The sequence below is a fragment of the Microcoleus sp. FACHB-831 genome (assembly GCF_014695585.1).
Lineage (GTDB): Bacteria > Cyanobacteriota > Cyanobacteriia > Cyanobacteriales > FACHB-T130 > FACHB-831.
Genome location: NZ_JACJON010000068.1, coordinates 81,318 through 101,761 on the forward strand (window position 1 = coordinate 81,318; position 20,444 = coordinate 101,761).

A 20,444-nucleotide genomic window follows, 5' to 3' on the forward strand; every position below is an offset into this window, starting at 1 on the left:
TCCCAGGTAGAACCTGGGAATGCCTTCTGGAGGTTCCCGCCTCCAGTCAAAAAAGAGGCGGAGCCTCTAGATCTGCGTTCCCAGGTTCTACCTGGGAACGAGAAAATAAAGATTACAAAATACCCTCAAATGGCCCTAAAAAAGTTGGTTTGGGACGGGCAATTTTAACCTCCCACAGCGCTTTTACAGTTGCTAGCATTTCGCGCATTGTATATTTTCGCATCACCTCTTCTCCATACCACTCCCAATCGGGTGTACCCAAGCCAACTGAGTTTACACCTAACTGATTGCAAGTATAAACAGCGCGTGGCAAATGAAATTTCTGGGTAATTAAAACCGCTTGACCTACGCCAAAAATTTCTTTAGCGCGATAGCAACTTTCGTAGGTGCTGAAACCAGCGTAGTCGAGGGTAATATCTTGAACAGGAACGCCGCGATCGCTCGCATACTTTTGCATCACAGCAACTTCGTTATAGTCGATGCGGCTGTTGTCGCCAGTCATCAAAAGTTTACTGACGCGACCTTGGTTGTATAAATCGACTGCTCCTTGCACGCGGTCGGCTAACATTGGTGTAGGTCTACCGTCTGGCAATATCCCCGCGCCAAAGACAATAGCAACGCGCTCAGTTGGGACATTTTCCGGGTTAGTATAGCGATCGCGCGAAGTCGCTGCACTCATATAGTAATTGGCCGCCAGTGGCGTTAGCGCAGTCCCCAACAGCAGCAATAGCAAAGTGATACGCCAGTTAGATAAAATCCATCTCCTCACGAGCAATTCACTATCCTCCCTTGGTAATAATTATGTTGTAGTTAACTACGCTGGCAAGCGTCCACCCTACGGATTAATGTCAGATATTAACCGCAGATAAACGCAGATAATTATTAGACTCATCTGCTCCTCGCGGCGTTCATCTGCGGTAAAAAAAAAGCCCCCCAGCTTGTTGGCGGGAGGCGTTCCAGGGTGCATCTACTAATCCTTTTATTCCAGCAGATACATATCCTCATCCGGAGAATATTTAATTAAAAAACAAAAAGCCCCCCAGCTTGTTGGCGGGAGGCGTTCCAGGGTGCATCTACTAATCCTTTTATTCCAGCAGATACATATCCTCATCCGGAAAAGATTTAATTAAAAAACAAAAAGCCCCCCAGCTTGTTGGCGGGAGGCGTTCCAGGGTGCATCTACTAATCCTTTTATTCCAGCAGATATATATCCTTATCCGGAAAAGATTTAATTAAAAAACAAAAAGCCCCCCAGCTTGTTGGCGGGAGGCGTTCCAGGGTGCATCTACTAATCCTTTTATTCCAGCAGATATATATCCTCATCCGGAAAGTCTGAAATTAATTCGCTAATTTTTTGCGTGTTGGCATAAATTTCTTTGCGCTCAAATTCCGGACACAATCCGTGCGGATCTACTTTTAGCTCGTACAACGGACTTTCTTCGCCTTGACACTTGCCGTAAACAAAATACTCGCAGGCGGCGCAACAATCTGCACCGGAAGCGATCGCCTCTTCTATCGCTATATACTTTTGCGAGAAGGGACTCAGCTTGAGATGAAATCCGTCCCACTTGGCTCTGAGTATGCCGTTGCTAGCCAATAACTCCCATCGCGGATCTGATTCCACCACCTCAGCCGGAATTCTCAACCATGCTCCCTCTACTTCAGCTTCTATACCCACCTCGAACTCAGCAGGCAGAGAAATTTCGGCAACTCTTGTTTTGCTAATGTGTTCTGGCACATTCCCGAAGTCAATTGCCTCCCCAACCGAGGGGATGTGGACGTAGTATTTCTTTTGCAAGTCACCCGAACGCGCCAGTTCGTGCAAGGCGTCTGTTGAGCCGTGAATTAATATCAGGTGTTTGGGATTAACTCGATGAATGACTTGTGTTAAACCAACTTTATCTGCATGAGCGCTAAGATTAAATCGCCGTACTTGAGCGCGGACACTTATCTCTTTGCCATCTAATTCAACAGTGTCGCCAGTTTTGAGATTTTGCAGCAATCTACCGGGACTTTCTTCATCTGTATAGCCAGAAATGAAGATGGCGGCGTTTTCTCGTCCTAGCAACGCACTAGCATAATATACAGATGGCCCTCCGGTGAGCATTCCGGAACTGGCGATAATTACGCTGGGTTTTGCCATCGCCAGAGGGCGTTCTCTGGGTGAGCCTATGGGGGTGACTGGTGTTGTGGATTTTTCATCAAAGAATGGTTCGCGATCGCTTTGTTGGACAAAGTTGCGGACGCTGCTAGGTAACAGTTCTAAATTATCGGAAAATACATCTGTAACTGCTCTAACTAAGCCATCGACAAATACGGGAATTTTTAATTTGTGGAAGATGGCGCTAGTGCGAATTGCGAGTAAGATTTCTTGAGCGCGACCGAGTGCAAAAGCTGGAATTAAAACGTTACCGCCTTTGCCAATAACTTCGGCGATCGCGTTCATCAATGCTGTTTCTTGATTCTTCCGCGCTGGATGCGTATCCGAACCATAGGTAGACTCGGTAATCAACATATCGGCTTCTGGAAGATCTGCCAGTCGCAATCCTTCAGTAGTGCGCGAGGAAGCGGTGTTGTAGTCGCCAGTATAGAGGAGCGATCGCTCTCCATATCTTAAATATATGCACGCCGCACCAACAATATGACCAGCATTAATAAATCTAACTTGTAAACCGGGAAGCGGTTCAAAGTCCTTTCCCACTGGTTGTGTTTCCAAGCGAAACAAGGTGCTGGACAAATCATCTTCATCAAACAATTCCGGCGAATCTTCGTTGCGTTGCTGCACTTTCAAACAGTCTTGCAACATGACGTGAGCAATTTCCCTAGTCCCCGGAGTACAAATCATCCGCACGTGGGGATAACGACTGTGAAATACTGGAACTGCGCCTAAATGATCTTGGTGAGCGTGAGAGATCAGCAACAGATTAGGACGGTTTAGGTGGTCGAGTGCTGGTAAAGGATCGTAGCCTTTGGGACGAGTACCGCAATCCAATACTATTTCATAAGGGCCGATTAAAATTTGAAAGCAAGAAGCGCCGATTCCTCTAGCGGCTCCCAACGGTTTAACTATTAATCTTGTGTTTTGAATTTGGGATGTTGCATTATTGTCTGAATCGTCAGTTTCTTGCAATTCCAAATCTTCTGTAGTAAGCGATGCAATTGGATATTTATATACAGTAGCTTGTCGAGCTTGCCATCCTATTTGAACTCTAGCGCGATCGCCAGTGGATCGGCGTAAAGCTTCCCATTCCCAACCGTACCAACGCTTTTCTGGCTGTGAGAGTTCCCAGTCATCATAGCCCGTTTCTGCGGTTAGTGCCTGCTGCGCTATTAGCTTTGGTGCAACAGGATTTGGCAGTATTTTTTGTTCGGCGTCGTGCTTTGCAGCAGCGCCCGCGATCGCGTCATTTTTTAGAGACGTTGCGGGCAAATTTCCTACATCAATATTCGATTTATTTTTATCAATTTCCTCCACCTTAGAAATACGCTGAATTTGCAACGTATCTCCTAGTCTAATTGCTGTAACTGATACCAAATCTCCTACTTTTGCGCTAATTCCTGGACTTAGAAGGGTAATTTTGAGAGGTTTCTCGCCCAATCTATTTATTTTAAACATAGCGCTGGTGTTGCGCTTGCCTAGTTGCACAACTCTTCCCACAAAATTACATTTATCCTCAACTTCCCTATCGGCGGGATTTGAGTTGCAATTAACGACATTTACCGTCGCTATTTGCCCTGTAGAGTCAGTATTGGGGATGAGATACCACAGCCCTACTTGTCCTGTGGGATATTGTTCGGCGAGTTTAGAAATCCGCAAGCGCGTTTCATCCCGGCACACAAGATACAGCGCTTCGCTGTCTTTTTCAATGAGTCCGGTGACAGTGAACTCAAAAGCCGTTGCTGGATCAAATTCAATAGACGCGGTTGCTGTTGTGCGATCGGGGTTCATGCTGAAAGTTTTTTGCCTTATGGCACAGACTATTTGCCTGTGAAGGAGGAGAGGTGTGTTTTTAGCCTATCAAAAAATTTCTATTGTGGTTTTTTCTACGTGGGTAATTAGTAAAGCTTGAAAGTTTAGGATTATCAAGGCGCAGATAATAGCGATATTTCTCTGTAATTATCTGCGTTTATACAATCTTGGTAATGACAAGATGCTAATCTCGCCACAAGGCAATTCCACCTAATAAGCCACTGACGTTGGGCACGATTTTAACATTAGGTGGTAGGTCTATTGTCACCTTTTTGGTATTGCCACCGCCGATGTAAAGATACTCGCAGTTAAACAGTTTTTGAAGTTGCGCGATCGCTTTTCCTAAACGGCTGTTCCATCTTTTTTGGCCTATTTTGTCCAAGGCGGCGCGTCCGAGTTGTTCTTCATAGGTTTCCCCTTTGCGAAATGGATGGTGTCCGGCTTCCAAATTTGGCACGAGTTTGCCATCCACAAACAAACCGGAACCAAAGCCTGTTCCCAAAGTAATTGTTAACTCAACACCCTTACCTGAAATTGCTCCCAAGCCTTGCATATCTGCATCGTTGATAACTCGCACAGGCTTACCCAATTTTTCAGATAGTGCGGTCGCCAGATCGAAGTCTACCCATTCTGGAGTTAAATTTACTGCGGTTTTTATGACGCCATTAGTCACTACGCCAGGAAACCCAACCGATACGCGGTCAAACTCTCCCGTTCCGGCGGCTAAGGAGGCGATCGCGCCAATCACTGGCTCTGGTAATGCTGGTTGCGGTGTCTCTACGCGGCTTCTTTCGGTCAACGGCTTACCAGCTTCGTCCAAGACCATCACCTTGACGCCACTACCGCCAATGTCAACGGCTAAGGTGTGCATAGATTTCTCTCCTTTAACTATTATGGTATTTGCGCGATCGCTTCCATGAATGAGGGTAAAGCACTGCTCGCCCTACTCCACTTTAAATTACCGAATCGTAACATTCTATATCTGTTGTTACATTCAAAAATGTTATTAATATGGCGGACAAAACAAGACAGTTTATAAAGCCTTTGTTTTATAATAAACGAGTTTTTCTGGTAAATTCATGCCACAACTTATGCTTATTGTAGCAGGTGCAATTCTTTGAGGGACTTTTCTAGAGCCGCAGTTTCCCAATCAACAGCCAACGACCAATGCACGGAAGGCTTTACGGTAACGTCATCAATCGTGTAGACATTTACCATTCCCCACAGTACAACGTTGATATCTATTTGTCTAGTAATTGGTTGCACGTATTTCTTCAAATCGCCAGAATTAAGATTAATCGCGACATCAATGCGATGGTAATTGCCCACGTTTACCATTCCAAACATCTTGATATTAACGTGAGAATCTTCCTGCTGTTGAGCCTCTTGCATAGTTAAGGCTCCTACTTCAACCATTGCTTCTCTGTGCCTGGGGTCAATCAAGTTATGTTTGTATTTTGATAACAACTGCAATAACATTGACTCTGACTGATTTTTCAGAATTAGAGTCAAATCGCGTCCCAGTTTATCTGAGGAAGCGGTATCTGTGAGTAATGCGATCGCTTCATCTTTGAAACGCCCCTCTTCCGCACTGTTATATTTACTTCCCAACCTATTTAATCCAAATTTATCTAAGAGGTTATCAATCTTTAAAATTTGGTTTTGCCCAGCTTGCTTTAACATGGATCTAAGGCTGGCTCGAAATTCACCAATTGGATTAAGCAACCACCAATATCTATGTATAGGAGAAAGTTTGTGCAGTTGATCGCCATTCTCCCAGCGAATTGCAATTTCCTGGCTTGTGAGAGTATAAAAGTCGAACCACCATGCGGAATAAGGAATGTGAATTAGAAGCTTACCTGAAGAAAATCTAAACAGCGACTTAATTTTATAATCAATGTATATTTCAATTTCGTGCAATTGGAAATAAGCTGTTTTCTGCCCTAAAACGCCTATATGAAAATCGCGGATAAAATCAGCAGCGGCGTCAAGTTGTTGGAGAATTTTATGTTTAATTTTATCTAAGGGTATATCCTTACCTAATTTTAAGGATATTTTGTAAATTTCTTCGAGCCGGGTACTTTCTTGGGGGGCGACTTGTCTCCGCTTTAAAGCTTCGTCTACTTGCTGTTGCTGCAAGTTGAGTAGTTGAGCAGCATATCCATCGAAGAACTGTCGCAGCTTATCCGAAGATTGGGTTGGAGGTTGTATAAATGCGTTCATAGCAGCGAATTTAGTAGAGATTAAATTATACTTTTCCTGAGACACGATCGATTATCCGGAGAAATTTGCTGGTTGGAAGAGATGCGATAAATCGGCGTCTCTACAAGAGGCGGATTTCTCGTTTTCTCGTTCCCAGGTAGAACCTGGGAATGCTACGTTTGAGGCTCTGCCTCAAACGAGTGTCAACTTGAAGAGGGGGAGACATATCCTCACCGAAAACAGTTCCCAGGCGAGCCAGGGAACGAGGTCAAATTGGCAAGAAATTAACTAAAAAATTGTCTAATTTGCTTAACAAAAGCATTTACATCTTCAAAGTGGATATTATGACCGCAACTACTAATTATCTCTAAGCGTGCAGCTTCGCAAAGGCTAGCCATTTCGGTATTAATTGATATAAATTTATTATCATATTCACCAGCTAGCAAAAGTAGAGGATTCCCATTCTGCTTCAACTTATCCCACAGACAAGGCTGACAACCCGTGCTAAGATTGCGGAGCGCTCTAGCCAACTCAAATGGATTGTTTTGTAATTTAGACTCTATTATGCGGTTAAATTCTGGATGCTTCTTTAGAGAAGCGAAAAGTGGTTGATTATACCAATTGGCTAAAAATGATGATAAATCGCTTGTTTCTAGTTGACTTGCTAGTTTAAAATCGTGTTGAATTCGTGCATCGCGTTCCTGTTGGGTTTTCAAGCCGGGGGAAGCCGATTCAAGCACAATTTTAGGGAAACGTTCGGGAAAATTTAGGGCTAGATACAAAGCCAATCGTCCGCCCATCGAATAACCAACTAAAAAACATCGTTCAATGTTTAAACTATCTAGCAAATCAACTAAGGCACGGGCAGTGTTGGGCATAGTATAAGATTCATCGCCACCTACAACCCTGGTTTTTCCATGTCCGGGAAGGTCAACTGCAAGACAATAAAATTGTTCAGATAATAATGATATAACTTGAGCAAAGTCAGCGCGATCGCCTAAAAATCCATGCAAGAATAAAATTATTTGCCGATCTCGACTACCGCTTAAAGAATAGTTAAATTTAATACTCATCTACTATCCTTAATAACAGAGTAAGAGCATGTTTTCTGACACTCAAAAACATTGGGCGCAAGCGTGTATCTCCCAACTAGCTGAAAGAAAGCTAATTAGTGGCTACCCAGATAATACCTTTCGTCCAGACACATCGGTAACAAGGGCTGAATTTGCCGCGCTTTTATATAAGGTGTTCCCCGAGGCGCCGTCGGTGCGCGATGCCATTACTTTTAGCGATGTTCCCGCCAACCACTGGGCGTACAAGGCGATTCAAGCAGTATACCGGGCGGGTTTTGTGTCCGGGTATCCCGATCGTACCTTTAAACCAAATCAGCAGATTCCGCGAGTGCAAGCAATAGTAGCTTTAGCATCGGGTTTGAAGTACGCGACGACGGCAAATGCTGATGAAACTTTGCAGCAATACTTTGACGATGCGGCACAAATTCCTGGCTATGCTAAGGGCGCGATCGCTGCTGCAATCCAACGCCAACTCATCGTCAATTATCCCGATGTCAGACAGCTAAAGCCAAATCAAAACGCCACGCGAGGAGAGTTAGCGGCGTTCATTTGTCAAGCGATAACGCAAACTTGGCAAGTTTCTGCTGTTCCGCAATATGTTGCCGGAACGCCGATTTCAAGAGGTAAGCGATCGCAGTCTGGTTCTGTTGTCGCTGAAGTTTATTACACTAAAGAGCAACCTAACAAACCGCGTCTAAAAATCACTCGCAACGGGCAAACATTGCAAGATAATTTTCTACCTAATTTGGCGCTTAAATCTGCTGGTGTTTTTTGTGTGGATTTAGACAAAGATGGAGAACCAGAAGTGTTGGTGGATGGCTTTGATAAAGGCTTTGTTTCCTTAATTTATTACTATCAACCGCAACAAAACCAGTATGCTTATATCGAGCATAAATGGGCGACTGTCAGCTATCGACTTGAGGATATAGATAAAGAAGGTGTTTTGGAATTTGTTAGCGGCGATCGCGCTTACGATCGATTTTCTCAAAATCCTCTTGATTCTGCCTTACCTCTGGCTATTTGGAGATACCAACAGGGAACCTTTATTGATGCGACGCGCTTGTACAAAGAGCAAATTCGCGCCCATGCCGAGCTACTATGGCAAGAGTATCTAAACCGTCAGCGTCGCCAGCAACAAACAAAGTCTATTTTAGCAGCTTATTTAGCAGACAGATACTTACTAGATGAAGGGCACGAAGGCTGGCAACAAGTGCGTCAGGCGTATAAAGGTAGAGATTCTCAAGAATATTTCGCGGCAGTAGTTGACGCTTTAGCAGAAAACAACTATTTCACTGTAGACTTTACAATTTTGCCGCTATTTACTCGACTTGACAACTTTTATGAAGGACTAGCACAAGTAGAAATTAACAGTAAGTCAGGTTACATTAACAAGAATGGAAAACTCACGATTAACGCGCAATTTATGGGGGCTGATTCCTTTACTGAAGGGCTTGCGTGGGTAAGGACGGCTAACAAATATGGTTATATCGACTATAGAGGAAATTTCCTAATTCAGCCACAATTTGATGCAACTGGTTCTTCTTTCTCTGAAGGGCTGTTGGCGGTAGAAGTTGCTGACAAGTGGGGTTATATAGACAAAACAGGTAAATTTGTTATCCAGCTACAATTTGATTTAGTTGATGACTTATCTGAAGGGCTAGCACGGGTATTAATCCGGGAAAAGTATGGCTACATCGATAATACTGGAAAGCTTATAATTCAACCGCAATTTGATGGCGCTGATGATTTTTTTGAAGGAATGGCGCGGGTATGGGTTGGCGAAAAATTAGGCTATATAGACAAAACGGGTAGACTTACAATCCAGCCACAATTTGATTACGCCGATTCATTTAAAGAAGGAATTGCACGTATAAAAGTTGGCGAAAAGTGGGGCTATATAGACAAGACTGGCAAGTTATCTATACTTCCCTTGAATGCAGAACTGCCCCCCTCTCCCGCTAATGGGGAGGCGCTGGGAGATTTAGCGCAATTGGAACCGCCAGCGAGTGATAATTTCAAAATGCTCCAGCCACAATTTGATTATGCCGAACCTTTTCAAGCAGGAATAGCGCGGGTAAGAAGCGGTGAGAAATGGGGTTACATTAACAAGATGGGGCAATTTATAATTCAGCCACAATTTGATGGAGTTGATGATTTTTATGGAGATTTGGCTATAGTAAAAATTGGTAATAAATATGGTTGCATCAATAAAACAGGTCAATTGGTCATTCAGCCACAATTTGACGAGCTTGATTATTTTTATCAAGAAATGGCGCGAGTCAGAATTGCTTCTAAATATGGCTACATCGACAAAACTGGAAAACTTGCAATACAGGCCCAATTCGACCGGGCTGGGTCTTTTTCTGAAGATCTAGCGCGGGTAAAAATCGGCAAAAAATGGGGCTACATTTCCAAAACTGGAAAATTCGCAATTCAGCCGCAATTTGAGGGGGCTGATAACTTTACCGAAGGACAGGCGCGGGTAAGGATAGGCGGTAAGTGGGGCTATATTCGGAATCCCATCGAGTGATGATATTGAATACATCTCACTTTTGTAAAAAGCCTACACTCTAAAAGGCTTAGGATTTATATCCCTCAAAATATTTACTGAAAAATGCAAATTTTATGGTGAGGGTGTTGAGGGGATATGTGGGTAATGGTAAGGTCTTTGGGTAGGAAGTAAAGTAGGTGCGTTGCTGCCTATGTTTAGCCAATCATGTAATGCTATCGGCTACTTGGAAAAGGCTTGCACTCTGTCAATGCAACCTTGATTTACAGCAAGGGTTAAAATTTCTTTCATTCCTAGCCGTTTAAAGAAAAGTGCGGCGTAATTTCTCTGCATTTGAGTGCCGTTAAACAAATAGTGTTTAATTCGCTCTTTTCCTTCGGTTGTCTCCACTAAGCTAAGAGCGTAGTCAACTAACTTGTAAGTGGCACAGTTTTGGTTATTCTCTAAAGCATCCATTAGCTTATCAATATTATGGGCTTTTCCAGAACGCGCCATATTGACGAAAAGAGTATATCTGTTGTTTTTAGCATTGTATTCCTCCAGAACCTTTTCTATTAAAGGATCTTTTCGTGTTTCAAGTAGCGAATAAGCGGCTTGGCGTACTTTCCAAAAATTATTACCTAAAGCCTGAATAACCAAGTTTAAGCCAGCTTCACCGTACTTTAGAGATTCGTGAAGGGCAGAAATTCTTTGCTCGACAATTGGACTTGTTAATCGCCACTTAACACCTTCTAGTCCTCCTAAAATAAGGCTGCCCATCGGAGCTGGAGTTTGACCACCCAGGACGGCATCATATTCTCTTGGTTGTTCAAGATTATTTGTCATCGCACTGTTTGGGTAATTGGTAATGGTTAATAGGGCATGGGGTATTGCCCACAATTATATTTCCGTTTGCCCTTGTTCCCTGGCTCTGCCTGGGAATGCGTTTGCCTTGCTTACCAGTCTCGACGTGATAGCAGAGAACCCCACCCTTTAAAAAAGATTGCTACTGCACCGCCAAATAACAAAAAATCGCCATCGACCATTCCCTGCTTGCCCAAAATCCATCCAGGTAGGTGCCCGCTAGGAGCATTTAAAGTGAAGTTAAGGTGGTTGTGGTAAATCCAGTAGCCGTCTTTCCTCCATCCGACTCGTTCGCCAAATAGTCCCCAGGCTTCCCAATCAAAGATGCCCGGTTTTCCTCCAAGGCTGTGCCATATGTGCTTTTGGGCGCTAAAGCCAAATTGCCCTTGGCTGTATTTTCCCCAGAGGTTGTCGATGGTGGTTAAGTCTTGGCAGGGAAAATTTTCAATGTCGGATATTCTCAGCCAGCCTTCTGTTTGGCGATCGCACACCGATAGCATAATAGCTCCAGTTTCTGCGTCGGCTTCTTCCCAGTTAGCTGCTGCTAGTAGCTTTTGCAGTCGCGTGTAGTCTACACCTGCGGCAGATATCAAAGGGGGATATTCCTGTAAAATTTCTGTTATTCTCGGTTGTGGTTTCTGCTGTTGGAGTAGCAAAAAAGCGGCTCTCTGTACTTGCCCCGATTCATCCTTCAAGGCTTGAATCACTACTTCCAAGCCGTCTTGACCATATTTTATGGCATCTTTTAGGGCAGCAATCCTTTGCTCTACACCTGCACGGGCTAATCTAATTTTGGCTCCTTGGAGTCCCCCCAATACTGCGCCAGCTACAGGGGGCGGATTTTGACCGCCAAGTACAGCATCGTCATCTCTAGGGCTTCTAAGTTCTCCCATCTTCTCTCCATTATCCCCAATCTAAAAGCCGCATTAGACGTAGGCGAAGCATTGCCTTACCCCGTAAAGTAGGTGGCATCCACCGCCTGGGTGTCTATCGTCTATTTAGCTACACGCTAAATAATGTATCTACCGCACGCCCCACATCTTAATTGTCCCATCTGCACTGCCGCTGCACAGGTTTTCTCCATCTAGACTGAAGCCAACAGATAGAACTGACTCGTTATGTCCGTCTAACCTATAAAGCAGTTTTTGGTGGGCATCCCCCACCCTACCCTTGATTAATCAAAACTCAGACGCGATGAATCGCGTCTCTACAAGATTCAAAATTTTATTTTTAACCTCAAAACTTTATTGCACTCCCCACACCTTGATTGTTTTATCTTCGCTACCACTAATGAGAGTATGACCATTGCGACTGAAAGCAAGACAAGTAACTGAGCTTTCATGTCCTTCAAGAATGTGAAGTACCTCGCCCGTCTTTACCTTCCAAAGTACGATTGTATTGTAACTACCTCCAGCTAAAATACGTCCATCGGGGCTGAAAGCGAAGCAACCAATCAAGGGCGACTGTTCTTCAAAAGTGGGTATTAATTCCCCAGTACCGAGATGCCACAGTTTAATTTTAGGCTTAGGCCAACCGTTACTGGAACTTACCATAGTTTGTCCATCGGGGCCGATCGCAATTGCTAAAATGCTACCTGTATGGCCTTTAAGAGTGCGTGGTTTATCTCTAGTTCGTAGGTTCCACAATTTAATTGTTGAATCGGCGCTACCGCTAACTAAAGTTTTTCCGTCAGGGGTGAAAGCAAGACAAGAAATTCCAGATGTATGCGTACCCCAAATTAGCGAACGACTAATATTAAATACGAGCTTACCAGTATCTAAATTCCAAATTTTGATAGTTGTATCGTGGCTGCCAGTAGCAACTAGGGGAGGTGTTTCCGTGCCCGATTCACCATCAGGAAGCATAGCGATCGCGCTAATTTCTAATTCATGTCCGTAGAGGGCGTGCTGCTTTTCCCCCTCCTGCCAAATTTCGAGTAAGTAGCTAGAAGTATTGATAGCTTTAACCAGCGTTTCTCCATCGGAACTGATAGCGAAAGATTCTTTAGCTCTGGGATATTTAGGAATACTATAGAGTAATTCATTTTTCAGGTTACAAACTTTAATTGCCTTACCGCGAAGATACGCGATCGCCTTTCCATCCCCACTAAGGGCAATATTTGTACCCCCTATAATCGTGCGGATGCAATCAAAAAATTGATACTGATTAAATGATGTTAATGCTTTACGAACTTCGGCTTCTTTCCTCGATCGCAATACCAAATAAGCAGCTTTTTGTACTTCATCTAAGGGCTGATTTAAAGCTTTTATTACTAATTCTAAGCCTGCATTGCCGTACTTTACAGCATCTTTAATGGCTGCAACTTGTTGTTCGGCAACTCCACTCGCCCAGCGTTTCTTGACACCTTCAATTCCTCCCAAAACCATACCGCCGGATGGTGCTGGGGCTTCCCCACCTTTGACGGCATCATATTCTTTCGGTTGATTAGCATTTGCCATTACACTTTTACCCTTACACTAATAGCAATCTTAATGCGTAATAAGTAATGGTTAATCGGGCGACTGGGCAAAATTCCGACCCTAATTTAATGCCCAATTCCCAATTTCCCATAGCCCTTTTACCGCACGCCCCACACTCTCATCGTCTTATCGTGGCTGCTACTGACAAGGGTCATACCATCTGGACTGACAGCAAGAGAAACAACTCCGCCCTGATGTTCTTCAAGGGTGTGCAGCAACGCCCCAGTACCCAAATGCCACAGTAGAATCCTCTCATCCCAACCGCAACTGACGAGAGTCTGTCCATCCGGGTTAACTCTAACACAGTTAACTTCGCCCCAATGTCCTGTAAGGGTGCGCCGTAATTCTCCTGTTGGTAAATCCCACAGCTTAATTAATTTATCCCCACCGCAACTAATAAGGATTTTTCCATCAGCATTAATGGCAAGGCATTTTACCCATTGGGAATGTCCATCAACGGTTTGCAACAGTTCTCCAGTGGTTAAATCCCACAGTTTTATCGTTCCGTCAGCACTACCACTGGCTAAAATATTGCCGTTGGGACTGATAGCAATGGACTTAATTCCAGCGGAATGTCCACTCAGAGTGCGAATTGCTTTTCTTGTGCGTAAACTCCACAATTTGATAGTAGAGTCTTCGCTACCACTGACAATAGTATTACCATTTGGGGCGATCGCTATGCAGTTTACCTCGCCGTCATGCCCTATCAGCGAACACAGCAAACCAGAACCTATGATGCGAGTCTCTTGTAGGCTGCCGTGTAAATCCCATACTTTAATTGTATTGTCTTTACTAGCGCTGACAAGAGTTTCCCCATTCCGACTAATGGCAATAGCATAAACTGAATGGGAATGTCCGGTGAAATTGCGAACTATTTTGCCAGTTTGCAGCGATCGCACTTTGATTGTTCGGTCGCTACCGCCACTAACAAGGGTATTTCCATCGGGACTAATTGCTATTGAATAATCAGTCCCCTGTCCTGTCGAATGTCTGTAGAGACACTGGAATAGTTGATAAGGATTGTATTCCTGTAAAGCAATTTTGGCTTTATTTTCTTCACAGTTTTGGAGTATCGCATATGCAGTTCGCTGCACCTGCAAAGAAGAGTCTGTTAATGCCTCAATTACTAAGTCTAAGCCTTCTTGTCCATAATTTAGTGCCTGCTTTACAGCATTGATGCGTTGATGCTCAATTGCACTTTTAAAACGTTGCTTGACTCCTAGCACCCCCCCCAAAACGGCACCATTAACTGGCGCTGGGATTTGACCGCCTAAGACAACATCATAAGATCTTGGCTGATTGATATTGTGTGCCATTGCTCCTTCAGTATTTTTATACTACAATTGTAGTGTAAAATAGCAAATTGCGCGATCGCGCCGTCTATTTTCGTGTCGATTCACCAACACTAATGCTCTTTACCCAATTGCCAATTACTTAATTCCCTATTTTTGCAGTAATTCCCACATATTGATGATATCGTCGCTACTGTTTACGGTTACTTATGCAACTTTTGGATAACGCAATCAACAATTTTTTGAACGGTTGTAATTTGCTCGATATCTGAATCGTCAATTTCAATATGGAACTCTGACTCCAATGCTAATACCACCGCAACTATATCTAAATCATTCGCGTGTAAATTTTTAATAATATCGGTATTTACATTGATGCGGTTTGCTTCAATTTTGAGACTAGCGCTAAGAACGCGCTGTACTTTAGCAAATATTTGGCTATTTAACTGTCTGGATGGAGACTGAATATATTCTCTTACCGCTTGCAGTACGTTTGGTTCTGCCCTATCTCGAAGTAGTAAATACGCTGCCTGTTCTACTTGCCAAGATTTATCATTTAAGGCTTTAATTATCAACTTTAAGCCTTCTTCACCGTAATTTAAAGCGATAGGTAAGGCAGCAATCCTTTCCTTGGTTGCTGGATTGTTCAACCGCTTTTTAACACCTTCTAGCCCTCCCAAAACAGCAGCATCGTTGCGTAATGAGTTTTGACCGCCTAGAACAGCATCAAATTCTCTAGGTTGATTGGGGTTATTGTTCATGGGGGGAAATTGAGAAATTGATAGTTCCCGCGCCCTAGATTTGGCGATCGCGGAATTTATCGCTGCAATTAGTGCCGTCTTATCGAAGTACTTTTCAATAAATTCAAAATTCTCCCAAGGTTGCGGAATTTCTTCTATCACCCCCTTTATATATCCTGACATTAACACTAAGGGAATTTTCTGGAGTAGAGGATCTGCTTGGATATACTGATATAGTTCCCAACCGCTAACGAGAGGCAATAAATAATCGAGAATTATCAAGTGCAAATTGTGGCGTTCGCGATCGAGTAAATTGCGCCCTACCATGCCGTCTGGGGCTTCCAGAATTTCAAAGTTACTCATATGTAACATATCTCGGATAGCCCTCCGCATCGCCCTGCTGTCATCGATTACTATAATTTTGTTATTAGCCACGCATCCCCCCACTTGTGCCTAGCGGTAGAACTATATTATCGAGGTTATTGAGGGTAATGATTAAAATTAGTGCGATCGCAGTATTTGATGGTGGGGAATAGAAGCCTTTCTAGCGCACTCCCCACACTTTGATAGTGCCGTCATTACCGCCACTGGCTAAAATGTCACCATTGGGGCTAAAGGCGAGGGATCTAACATATTTTAAATTCCCCGTGAGGTTGTGCTCTAAAGACGCGATCGCTTCCTCACCGCTTTTGGATTGGAGATCCCAGATATTAATAATACCGTCATTACTGCCACTGGCTAAAATCTGACTATTTGGGCTAAAAACCAGACATCTAACACTGGTTGAATGCCTCTTAAGCGTGCGCTGTAAAGAGGGCGCTTCTGTGCCTTGTTTTGTGTCAAGATTCCATAGATGAATAGCGCTGTAATTACTACCACTAGCTAAAATTTGCCCATCGGGGCTGATGGCGACGGAATTAACCCAGCCTGACTTACTCTGGAGGGTAAATGCATCGGATGCGATCGCTGTGCCTGTTTTTGTGTCCAGATTCCAGATACGAATGGTTTCGTCATTACTACCACTGACTAAAGTTGTACCATCGGGGCTTATAGCTACAGAATTAACCCAGCTTGAATGTTCCTTGAGGGTTTTTCTCAGTTCGCCTGTGTAGGGATTCCAAAGTTTAATAGTAGCGTCCTTACTACCGCTGATGAGAGTTGTACCGTCGGGGCTAAAGGCGATAGAAGAAACCCAGGCAATATGCCCTTTAAGAGTGCGTATCTGTTCGCCATTTTGCAAATTCCAAATATTAATCGTTCCGTCAGAACTGCCACTAGCTAAAATTTCACCATTGGAACTAAAGGCAACAGAAGAAACCCAGCCATTGTGCCCATCCAAGGAGCGTTGTAGAGTGGCGACTTCATCGCGATCGCCAGGTGGCAAATTCCACAGCTTGATAGTTTTATCAAAACTGTCAGTAGCTAAAATCTGACTGTTGGGGCTAATGGCAACCGACCACACTCCGCCCCCCTCGCCAGGTAGGGTGTCTATGCACTGGAAATATTTATAAGGATTGAATGAATCTATGGCGTTTAATATCTCTGGTTCTGTCCTTTTTTCAAGTAACCAATATGCTTTTAACTTTAATCTATCGTTAGAGTTATTAAATGTTTCAAGTATTAAATCTAAACCTGGTTGGCCATAATTTAAAGCGTCTGTTAACGCAGCATTTCTTTGTTCAAAAACAGGACTTGCCAACCGTCTTTTGACGCCTTCCAAGCCTCCCAAAACTGCGCTGGCGAAGGGGCTTGGGGTATTACCGCCCATGACGGCATCGTATGACCTCGGTTGGTTGGGATTGGTGGCGATCGCTTGCTTGGCTGACATCCGAGACAGAGTGGATTTATTAATAGCTGATTGGATTGCATTAATCAACTGCTGTGGCTGAAAGGGCTTTTCTAGAAATTCAAAATAATCGAATGGTTGGGGAATTTTTTCTGTCACATCTTCCCGATTGCCTGCCATCACTACCAACGGTATTTTTTGGAGTTTGGGATCTGCCTGAAGATGTTGATATACTTCCCAACCGCTGAGTTTAGGCAACAAAAAATCCAGTAATATCAAGTTTGGGTGTTGATGGCGAATTAAATCGAGTCCTTCAACGCCGTTTTTGGCTTCAAGGATTTCACAGTTAAGTAGAGCTAACATCCTTGGGATTGCCATCCGAACGCTTTTGGCGTCATCGATAACGAGAACTTTGTTACTAGCCATAACTATCCCCTTGGTGCGTAGCGGCGGAATTCTATATCGAGGTTACTAATTTAGTAGACAGATGCGCCACTACTTGATAGTCCACTCGATATATGCGATCGCGTTGCAATAGCAGCCAGACGAGCGATCGCTACTTCGCTACTCGTTCACTTTGCGGGGGATTAAGGTTAGATGTGGGTAAAACGTCAGGGGAAAATAGTTTCGTCGTCGTAGAAAGCCTTTCTCAGGTCTGTCCTACTCAACTTTGTTCCGCTCAAGTCGGCTCCATAGAAGTCTGCGTCTCTCAAGATTGCCCCACTCAAGTCTGCCCCAATCAACTTTGCTCTCCTCAAGTCGGCTCCACTCAAGTCTGCCCCAATCAACTTTGCTCCACTCAAGTCTACTCCACCGAAGTCTGCCCCAATCAACTTTGTTCTACTCAAGTCGGCTCCACTCAAGTCTACTCCACCGAAGTCTGCCCCAATCAACTTTGCTTCTCTCAAGCAAGCCTTACTCAAGTCTGCCTCTCTCAAGATTGCCTCTCTGAGGTTTGCAATATTCAGGTCTGCCCCTCTGAGGTTTGCCATACTCAGGTTTGCCCCTCTGAGGTTTGCCTCTCTGAGGTCTACCTCTCTCAAGTCTGCGCTACTCAGGTCTACCTCTCTCAAGTCTGCCCTATTCAGGGAAGCCTTATTTAGGGAAGCCTCTCTCAAGTTTGCCCCTCTCAGGGAAGCCCAAATCAGGTTTAGGCCACTCAGGTTTGCCCTACTCAAGTTTGCCCTATTCAGGGAAGCTTCTCTCAAGCTTGCCCCTCTCAGATCTGCCAAGCTTAGGTTTGTCCCGCTTAGGTCTGCCAAGCTTAGGTTTGTCCCGCTTAGGTCTGACCCACGTAGATCTGCCCCACTTAGGTCTGCCCCTCTCAGCAGTGCCTTTCTCAGATTTGCCCATCTCAGGTCTACCCTGGCAAAATTCCTTTCTCCTGCTGCATAACGGCTGAGTAGTTCCTTGCCTAGCTTGGTGCTGTATTCCGCTAATGCTGGCTGATTTCGGAGTAGCGAATATGCTTGAGCGCATACTTGCAGCGATTCATCCTGCAAAGCCTGAATAAGCAAATCCAAGCCAACTTCCCCATATTTCAATGCCTCTGTTAGCGCTGCGACTCGATGCTCGACAATTGAACTGGCCAAACGCATCTGGACTCCTTGCAGCCCTCCCAAGACTACACCGCTCAATGGTGCTGGGTTTTCACCGCCTTTGACAGCATCGTAGTCTCTGGGTAGATCGGGATTTTCTGCCATTGCACCTTTCCTCTTGCACTACTAATAGTCTTCCCAAGCAATGCAGAGCAGCGATCGCGCCTTTACCCCATACCCCAAACTTCTACGTTATAACTCCCACTTACCAAGGTTTGACCATCACCACTTAGGGCAAAGCAAACACCTGATGGATGCCCCTCTAAAGTGCGGATATGCTGTCTTGTTTGCCAATTCCAAATTTTAATTTTCTTGTCGTCATAGTTACCCCCGCTAAATAGCGTTTGTCCATCAGCGCTACAAGCAAGCCCCAAAACATAGCCTGTATGTCCGTTGAGAGTGCCTATTTCTCGTTTCTTCTTCACATCCCAAATTTTGATCGTTCTATGGCTGCCACTAAACAGGGTATTGTTATCGCTACTGAGGGCAATACAAGAAACAGAACTTGCATGGCCTTTAAGAGTGTAAATTTCCCTTCCTGACTTCACATCCCACACCTTAATTGTCGAGTCGCCACTACCACTAAACAGAGTATTGCCATCAGCGCTGAGGGCAACAGAAGTAATAGTGCCTGCGTGTCCTTTGAGGATGCCGAGTTCTTCCCCAGTTTGCAAATTCCAGATTTTAACAGTGCAGTCATAACTACCAGCCGCCAAAATTTGCCAATCGCGACTGATAGCGATCGCATCAACTGCACTCGCTGCTTTAAAGGTGCGAATTTCTCGCCCCGTCCGCACGTTCCAAACTTTTATTGTAGTGTCGTGGCTGCAACTAACCAAAGTCTTTCCATCCGGACTAAGTAGAAGCGAACTAACAATATGGGAATGTGCCTTTATAGTGCGAACTTCTCGTTTTGTTGACAAATCCCACACCTTAATTGTGTTGTCGGGATAAGCACCGCCACTAACTATAGTCTGGCCGTCGGCGCTAATAGCAACAGAAGCAATTCCACTATGCGGATGTCCGCCCAAAGTTTGCAGGCAATCAAAAAAGCGATAACAATTATACTCGCGTAATGCCTGCATTACGTTTGGATATTCTATCTTCTTCAGCAATACGCGATAAGCTTCTTTGTGCAGCGGTTGCGATTCTTCTTTAAGAACTTTAAAGGCTAAATCTAACCCTGGTTGCCCATATTTCAGCGCTTCGTTTAGGGCTGTAATTTGTTGTTCGAGAATATTACTTGCTAGGAGTTTTTTGACTCTATCGAGTCCTCCCAATACTACAGCGTTTGTAGGGGGTGGAGTTTCGCCGCCCTTGACAGCATCGTATGGTCTGGCTTGAATAGTGGGGATAATGGAGATATACCAGTTATCGATACCAGCAGCGATCGCATATCCATTTAATGTTGCAGTATTGGCACGAAAAAATCCGAATTCAATAATCGAGCCATAAATTGAAAAATCCGGATGTTCGTCCGGACTCTCTGGCGTTCTAAAATCCTCTGCTTGTAAGTTCAGCTTTTCTTGAGTAGCCCAGATATTATTAGGAATAATTAAACTATTGGGAGGAGCAGTAAAAAATAATTTACCATTTTGCTTTAAAGCTGGCCCAGTTGCTTGACCTTCTCCAAAACCTTCGATGAGGATAGAATCTTCAGAGTAATTAATAGACGCGATCGCTCCTTGCTTCGAGGGGTTATAACTAGCGCCGCGACGGAAATTAAAACCAAAAATGTTGGAATTGTCAACCGCTGCCGTGTTGACATGATTAACAATGCTGCGAAAAGTGCCGGGATTTCCCCCAGAAACTTCTTGTTTTGCCGCCGTTGTTCCACCATTACCGCTCATCCAGGGAACCAGTTCCCAATCTGAGTCGTTAAATATTGAGTCTGAAAAAGTAATGATGTTGAACATGAATAAATTACAAAGGCGTTAATTATTAATTATTG

15 protein-coding genes are annotated in these 20,444 nt (G+C 44.2%); 1 reads left to right on the top strand and 14 read right to left on the bottom strand.

All coding sequences use genetic code 11. The features are described 5' to 3' along the window. Positions 1-112: 112 nt before the first annotated feature. From H6F77_RS20775 to menH, 5 genes are all read right to left on the bottom strand, one after another. Entirely contained in the window at positions 113-679 is a 567-nt protein-coding gene (locus H6F77_RS20775) for a SanA/YdcF family protein (RefSeq protein ID WP_242022369.1), read from the bottom strand. A gap of 618 nt (positions 680-1,297) precedes the next feature. Further along, positions 1,298-3,949, bottom strand: coding sequence for an MBL fold metallo-hydrolase (locus tag H6F77_RS20780; RefSeq protein WP_190490749.1), 2,652 nt, complete (start codon positions 3,947-3,949; stop codon positions 1,298-1,300). Between the two features lie 205 nt (positions 3,950-4,154). After that, a complete protein-coding gene (locus tag H6F77_RS20785; protein WP_199321462.1) occupies positions 4,155-4,841 on the bottom strand; it encodes an ROK family protein in 687 nt (228 codons plus the stop codon). A gap of 224 nt (positions 4,842-5,065) precedes the next feature. Continuing rightward, positions 5,066-6,193: a hypothetical protein gene (locus H6F77_RS20790; RefSeq protein ID WP_190490751.1), complete on the bottom strand. Its 1,128-nt coding sequence runs from the start codon at positions 6,191-6,193 to the stop codon at positions 5,066-5,068. Positions 6,194-6,456: 263 nt separating this feature from the next. Beyond that, positions 6,457-7,245, bottom strand: coding sequence for a 2-succinyl-6-hydroxy-2,4-cyclohexadiene-1-carboxylate synthase (gene menH / locus H6F77_RS20795; RefSeq protein WP_190490753.1), 789 nt, complete (start codon positions 7,243-7,245; stop codon positions 6,457-6,459). 28 nt (positions 7,246-7,273) lie between these two features. Between menH and H6F77_RS27480 the strand changes: the two genes are divergently transcribed. Continuing rightward, the gene (locus H6F77_RS27480; RefSeq protein WP_199321463.1) at positions 7,274-9,775 is read left to right on the top strand and encodes a WG repeat-containing protein; all 2,502 of its coding nucleotides are present in this window, start codon (positions 7,274-7,276) and stop codon (positions 9,773-9,775) included. A gap of 201 nt (positions 9,776-9,976) precedes the next feature. Here the strand turns inward: H6F77_RS27480 and H6F77_RS20820 are convergent, their stop codons facing one another. The 9 genes from H6F77_RS20820 to H6F77_RS20860 all read right to left on the bottom strand — a co-directional run bounded on the left by H6F77_RS20820 (position 9,977) and on the right by H6F77_RS20860 (position 20,409). After that, on the bottom strand, positions 9,977-10,579 hold the full coding sequence (locus H6F77_RS20820) for a hypothetical protein (RefSeq protein WP_190490755.1): 603 nt from the start codon (positions 10,577-10,579) through the stop codon (positions 9,977-9,979). Positions 10,580-10,689: 110 nt separating this feature from the next. Then, entirely contained in the window at positions 10,690-11,490 is an 801-nt protein-coding gene (locus H6F77_RS20825; protein WP_190490757.1) for a GUN4 domain-containing protein, read from the bottom strand. Between the two features lie 129 nt (positions 11,491-11,619). Continuing rightward, positions 11,620-11,760: a hypothetical protein gene (locus H6F77_RS20830; RefSeq protein WP_190490759.1), complete on the bottom strand. Its 141-nt coding sequence runs from the start codon at positions 11,758-11,760 to the stop codon at positions 11,620-11,622. 81 nt (positions 11,761-11,841) lie between these two features. Continuing rightward, positions 11,842-13,056: a WD40 repeat domain-containing protein gene (locus tag H6F77_RS20835; protein WP_190490761.1), complete on the bottom strand. Its 1,215-nt coding sequence runs from the start codon at positions 13,054-13,056 to the stop codon at positions 11,842-11,844. 119 nt (positions 13,057-13,175) lie between these two features. After that, positions 13,176-14,393: a WD40 repeat domain-containing protein gene (locus H6F77_RS20840; RefSeq protein WP_190490763.1), complete on the bottom strand. Its 1,218-nt coding sequence runs from the start codon at positions 14,391-14,393 to the stop codon at positions 13,176-13,178. A 179-nt stretch (positions 14,394-14,572) separates the two neighbouring features. Continuing rightward, positions 14,573-15,556 (bottom strand): response regulator, encoded by a 984-nt coding sequence (locus H6F77_RS28750; RefSeq protein ID WP_309228894.1) that lies wholly within the window; start codon positions 15,554-15,556, stop codon positions 14,573-14,575. Positions 15,557-15,653: 97 nt separating this feature from the next. Continuing rightward, positions 15,654-17,321, bottom strand: coding sequence for a WD40 domain-containing protein (locus H6F77_RS20850; RefSeq protein WP_190490767.1), 1,668 nt, complete (start codon positions 17,319-17,321; stop codon positions 15,654-15,656). A 185-nt stretch (positions 17,322-17,506) separates the two neighbouring features. Then, the gene (locus tag H6F77_RS20855; protein ID WP_190490769.1) at positions 17,507-18,598 is read right to left on the bottom strand and encodes a pentapeptide repeat-containing protein; all 1,092 of its coding nucleotides are present in this window, start codon (positions 18,596-18,598) and stop codon (positions 17,507-17,509) included. A 62-nt stretch (positions 18,599-18,660) separates the two neighbouring features. Next, entirely contained in the window at positions 18,661-20,409 is a 1,749-nt protein-coding gene (locus H6F77_RS20860; RefSeq protein WP_190490771.1) for a WD40 repeat domain-containing protein, read from the bottom strand. Between the last annotated feature and the right edge of the window lie 35 nt (positions 20,410-20,444).

What these genes read in the sequence shown, in the direction of transcription:
- H6F77_RS20775 (WP_242022369.1), bottom strand. Translation starts at nt 679, where the DNA reads ATGAGTGCAGCGACTTCGCGCGATCGCTATACTAACCCGGAAAATGTC.
- H6F77_RS20780 (WP_190490749.1), bottom strand. Translation starts at nt 3,949, where the DNA reads ATGAACCCCGATCGCACAACAGCAACCGCGTCTATTGAATTTGATCCA.
- H6F77_RS20785 (WP_199321462.1), bottom strand. Translation starts at nt 4,841, where the DNA reads ATGCACACCTTAGCCGTTGACATTGGCGGTAGTGGCGTCAAGGTGATG.
- H6F77_RS20790 (WP_190490751.1), bottom strand. Translation starts at nt 6,193, where the DNA reads ATGAACGCATTTATACAACCTCCAACCCAATCTTCGGATAAGCTGCGA.
- menH (WP_190490753.1), bottom strand. Translation starts at nt 7,245, where the DNA reads ATGAGTATTAAATTTAACTATTCTTTAAGCGGTAGTCGAGATCGGCAA.
- H6F77_RS27480 (WP_199321463.1), top strand. Translation starts at nt 7,274, where the DNA reads ATGTTTTCTGACACTCAAAAACATTGGGCGCAAGCGTGTATCTCCCAA.
- H6F77_RS20820 (WP_190490755.1), bottom strand. Translation starts at nt 10,579, where the DNA reads ATGACAAATAATCTTGAACAACCAAGAGAATATGATGCCGTCCTGGGT.
- H6F77_RS20825 (WP_190490757.1), bottom strand. Translation starts at nt 11,490, where the DNA reads ATGGGAGAACTTAGAAGCCCTAGAGATGACGATGCTGTACTTGGCGGT.
- H6F77_RS20835 (WP_190490761.1), bottom strand. Translation starts at nt 13,056, where the DNA reads ATGGCAAATGCTAATCAACCGAAAGAATATGATGCCGTCAAAGGTGGG.
- H6F77_RS20840 (WP_190490763.1), bottom strand. Translation starts at nt 14,393, where the DNA reads ATGGCACACAATATCAATCAGCCAAGATCTTATGATGTTGTCTTAGGC.
- H6F77_RS20850 (WP_190490767.1), bottom strand. Translation starts at nt 17,321, where the DNA reads ATGGCTAGTAACAAAGTTCTCGTTATCGATGACGCCAAAAGCGTTCGG.
- H6F77_RS20855 (WP_190490769.1), bottom strand. Translation starts at nt 18,598, where the DNA reads ATGGCAGAAAATCCCGATCTACCCAGAGACTACGATGCTGTCAAAGGC.
- H6F77_RS20860 (WP_190490771.1), bottom strand. Translation starts at nt 20,409, where the DNA reads ATGTTCAACATCATTACTTTTTCAGACTCAATATTTAACGACTCAGAT.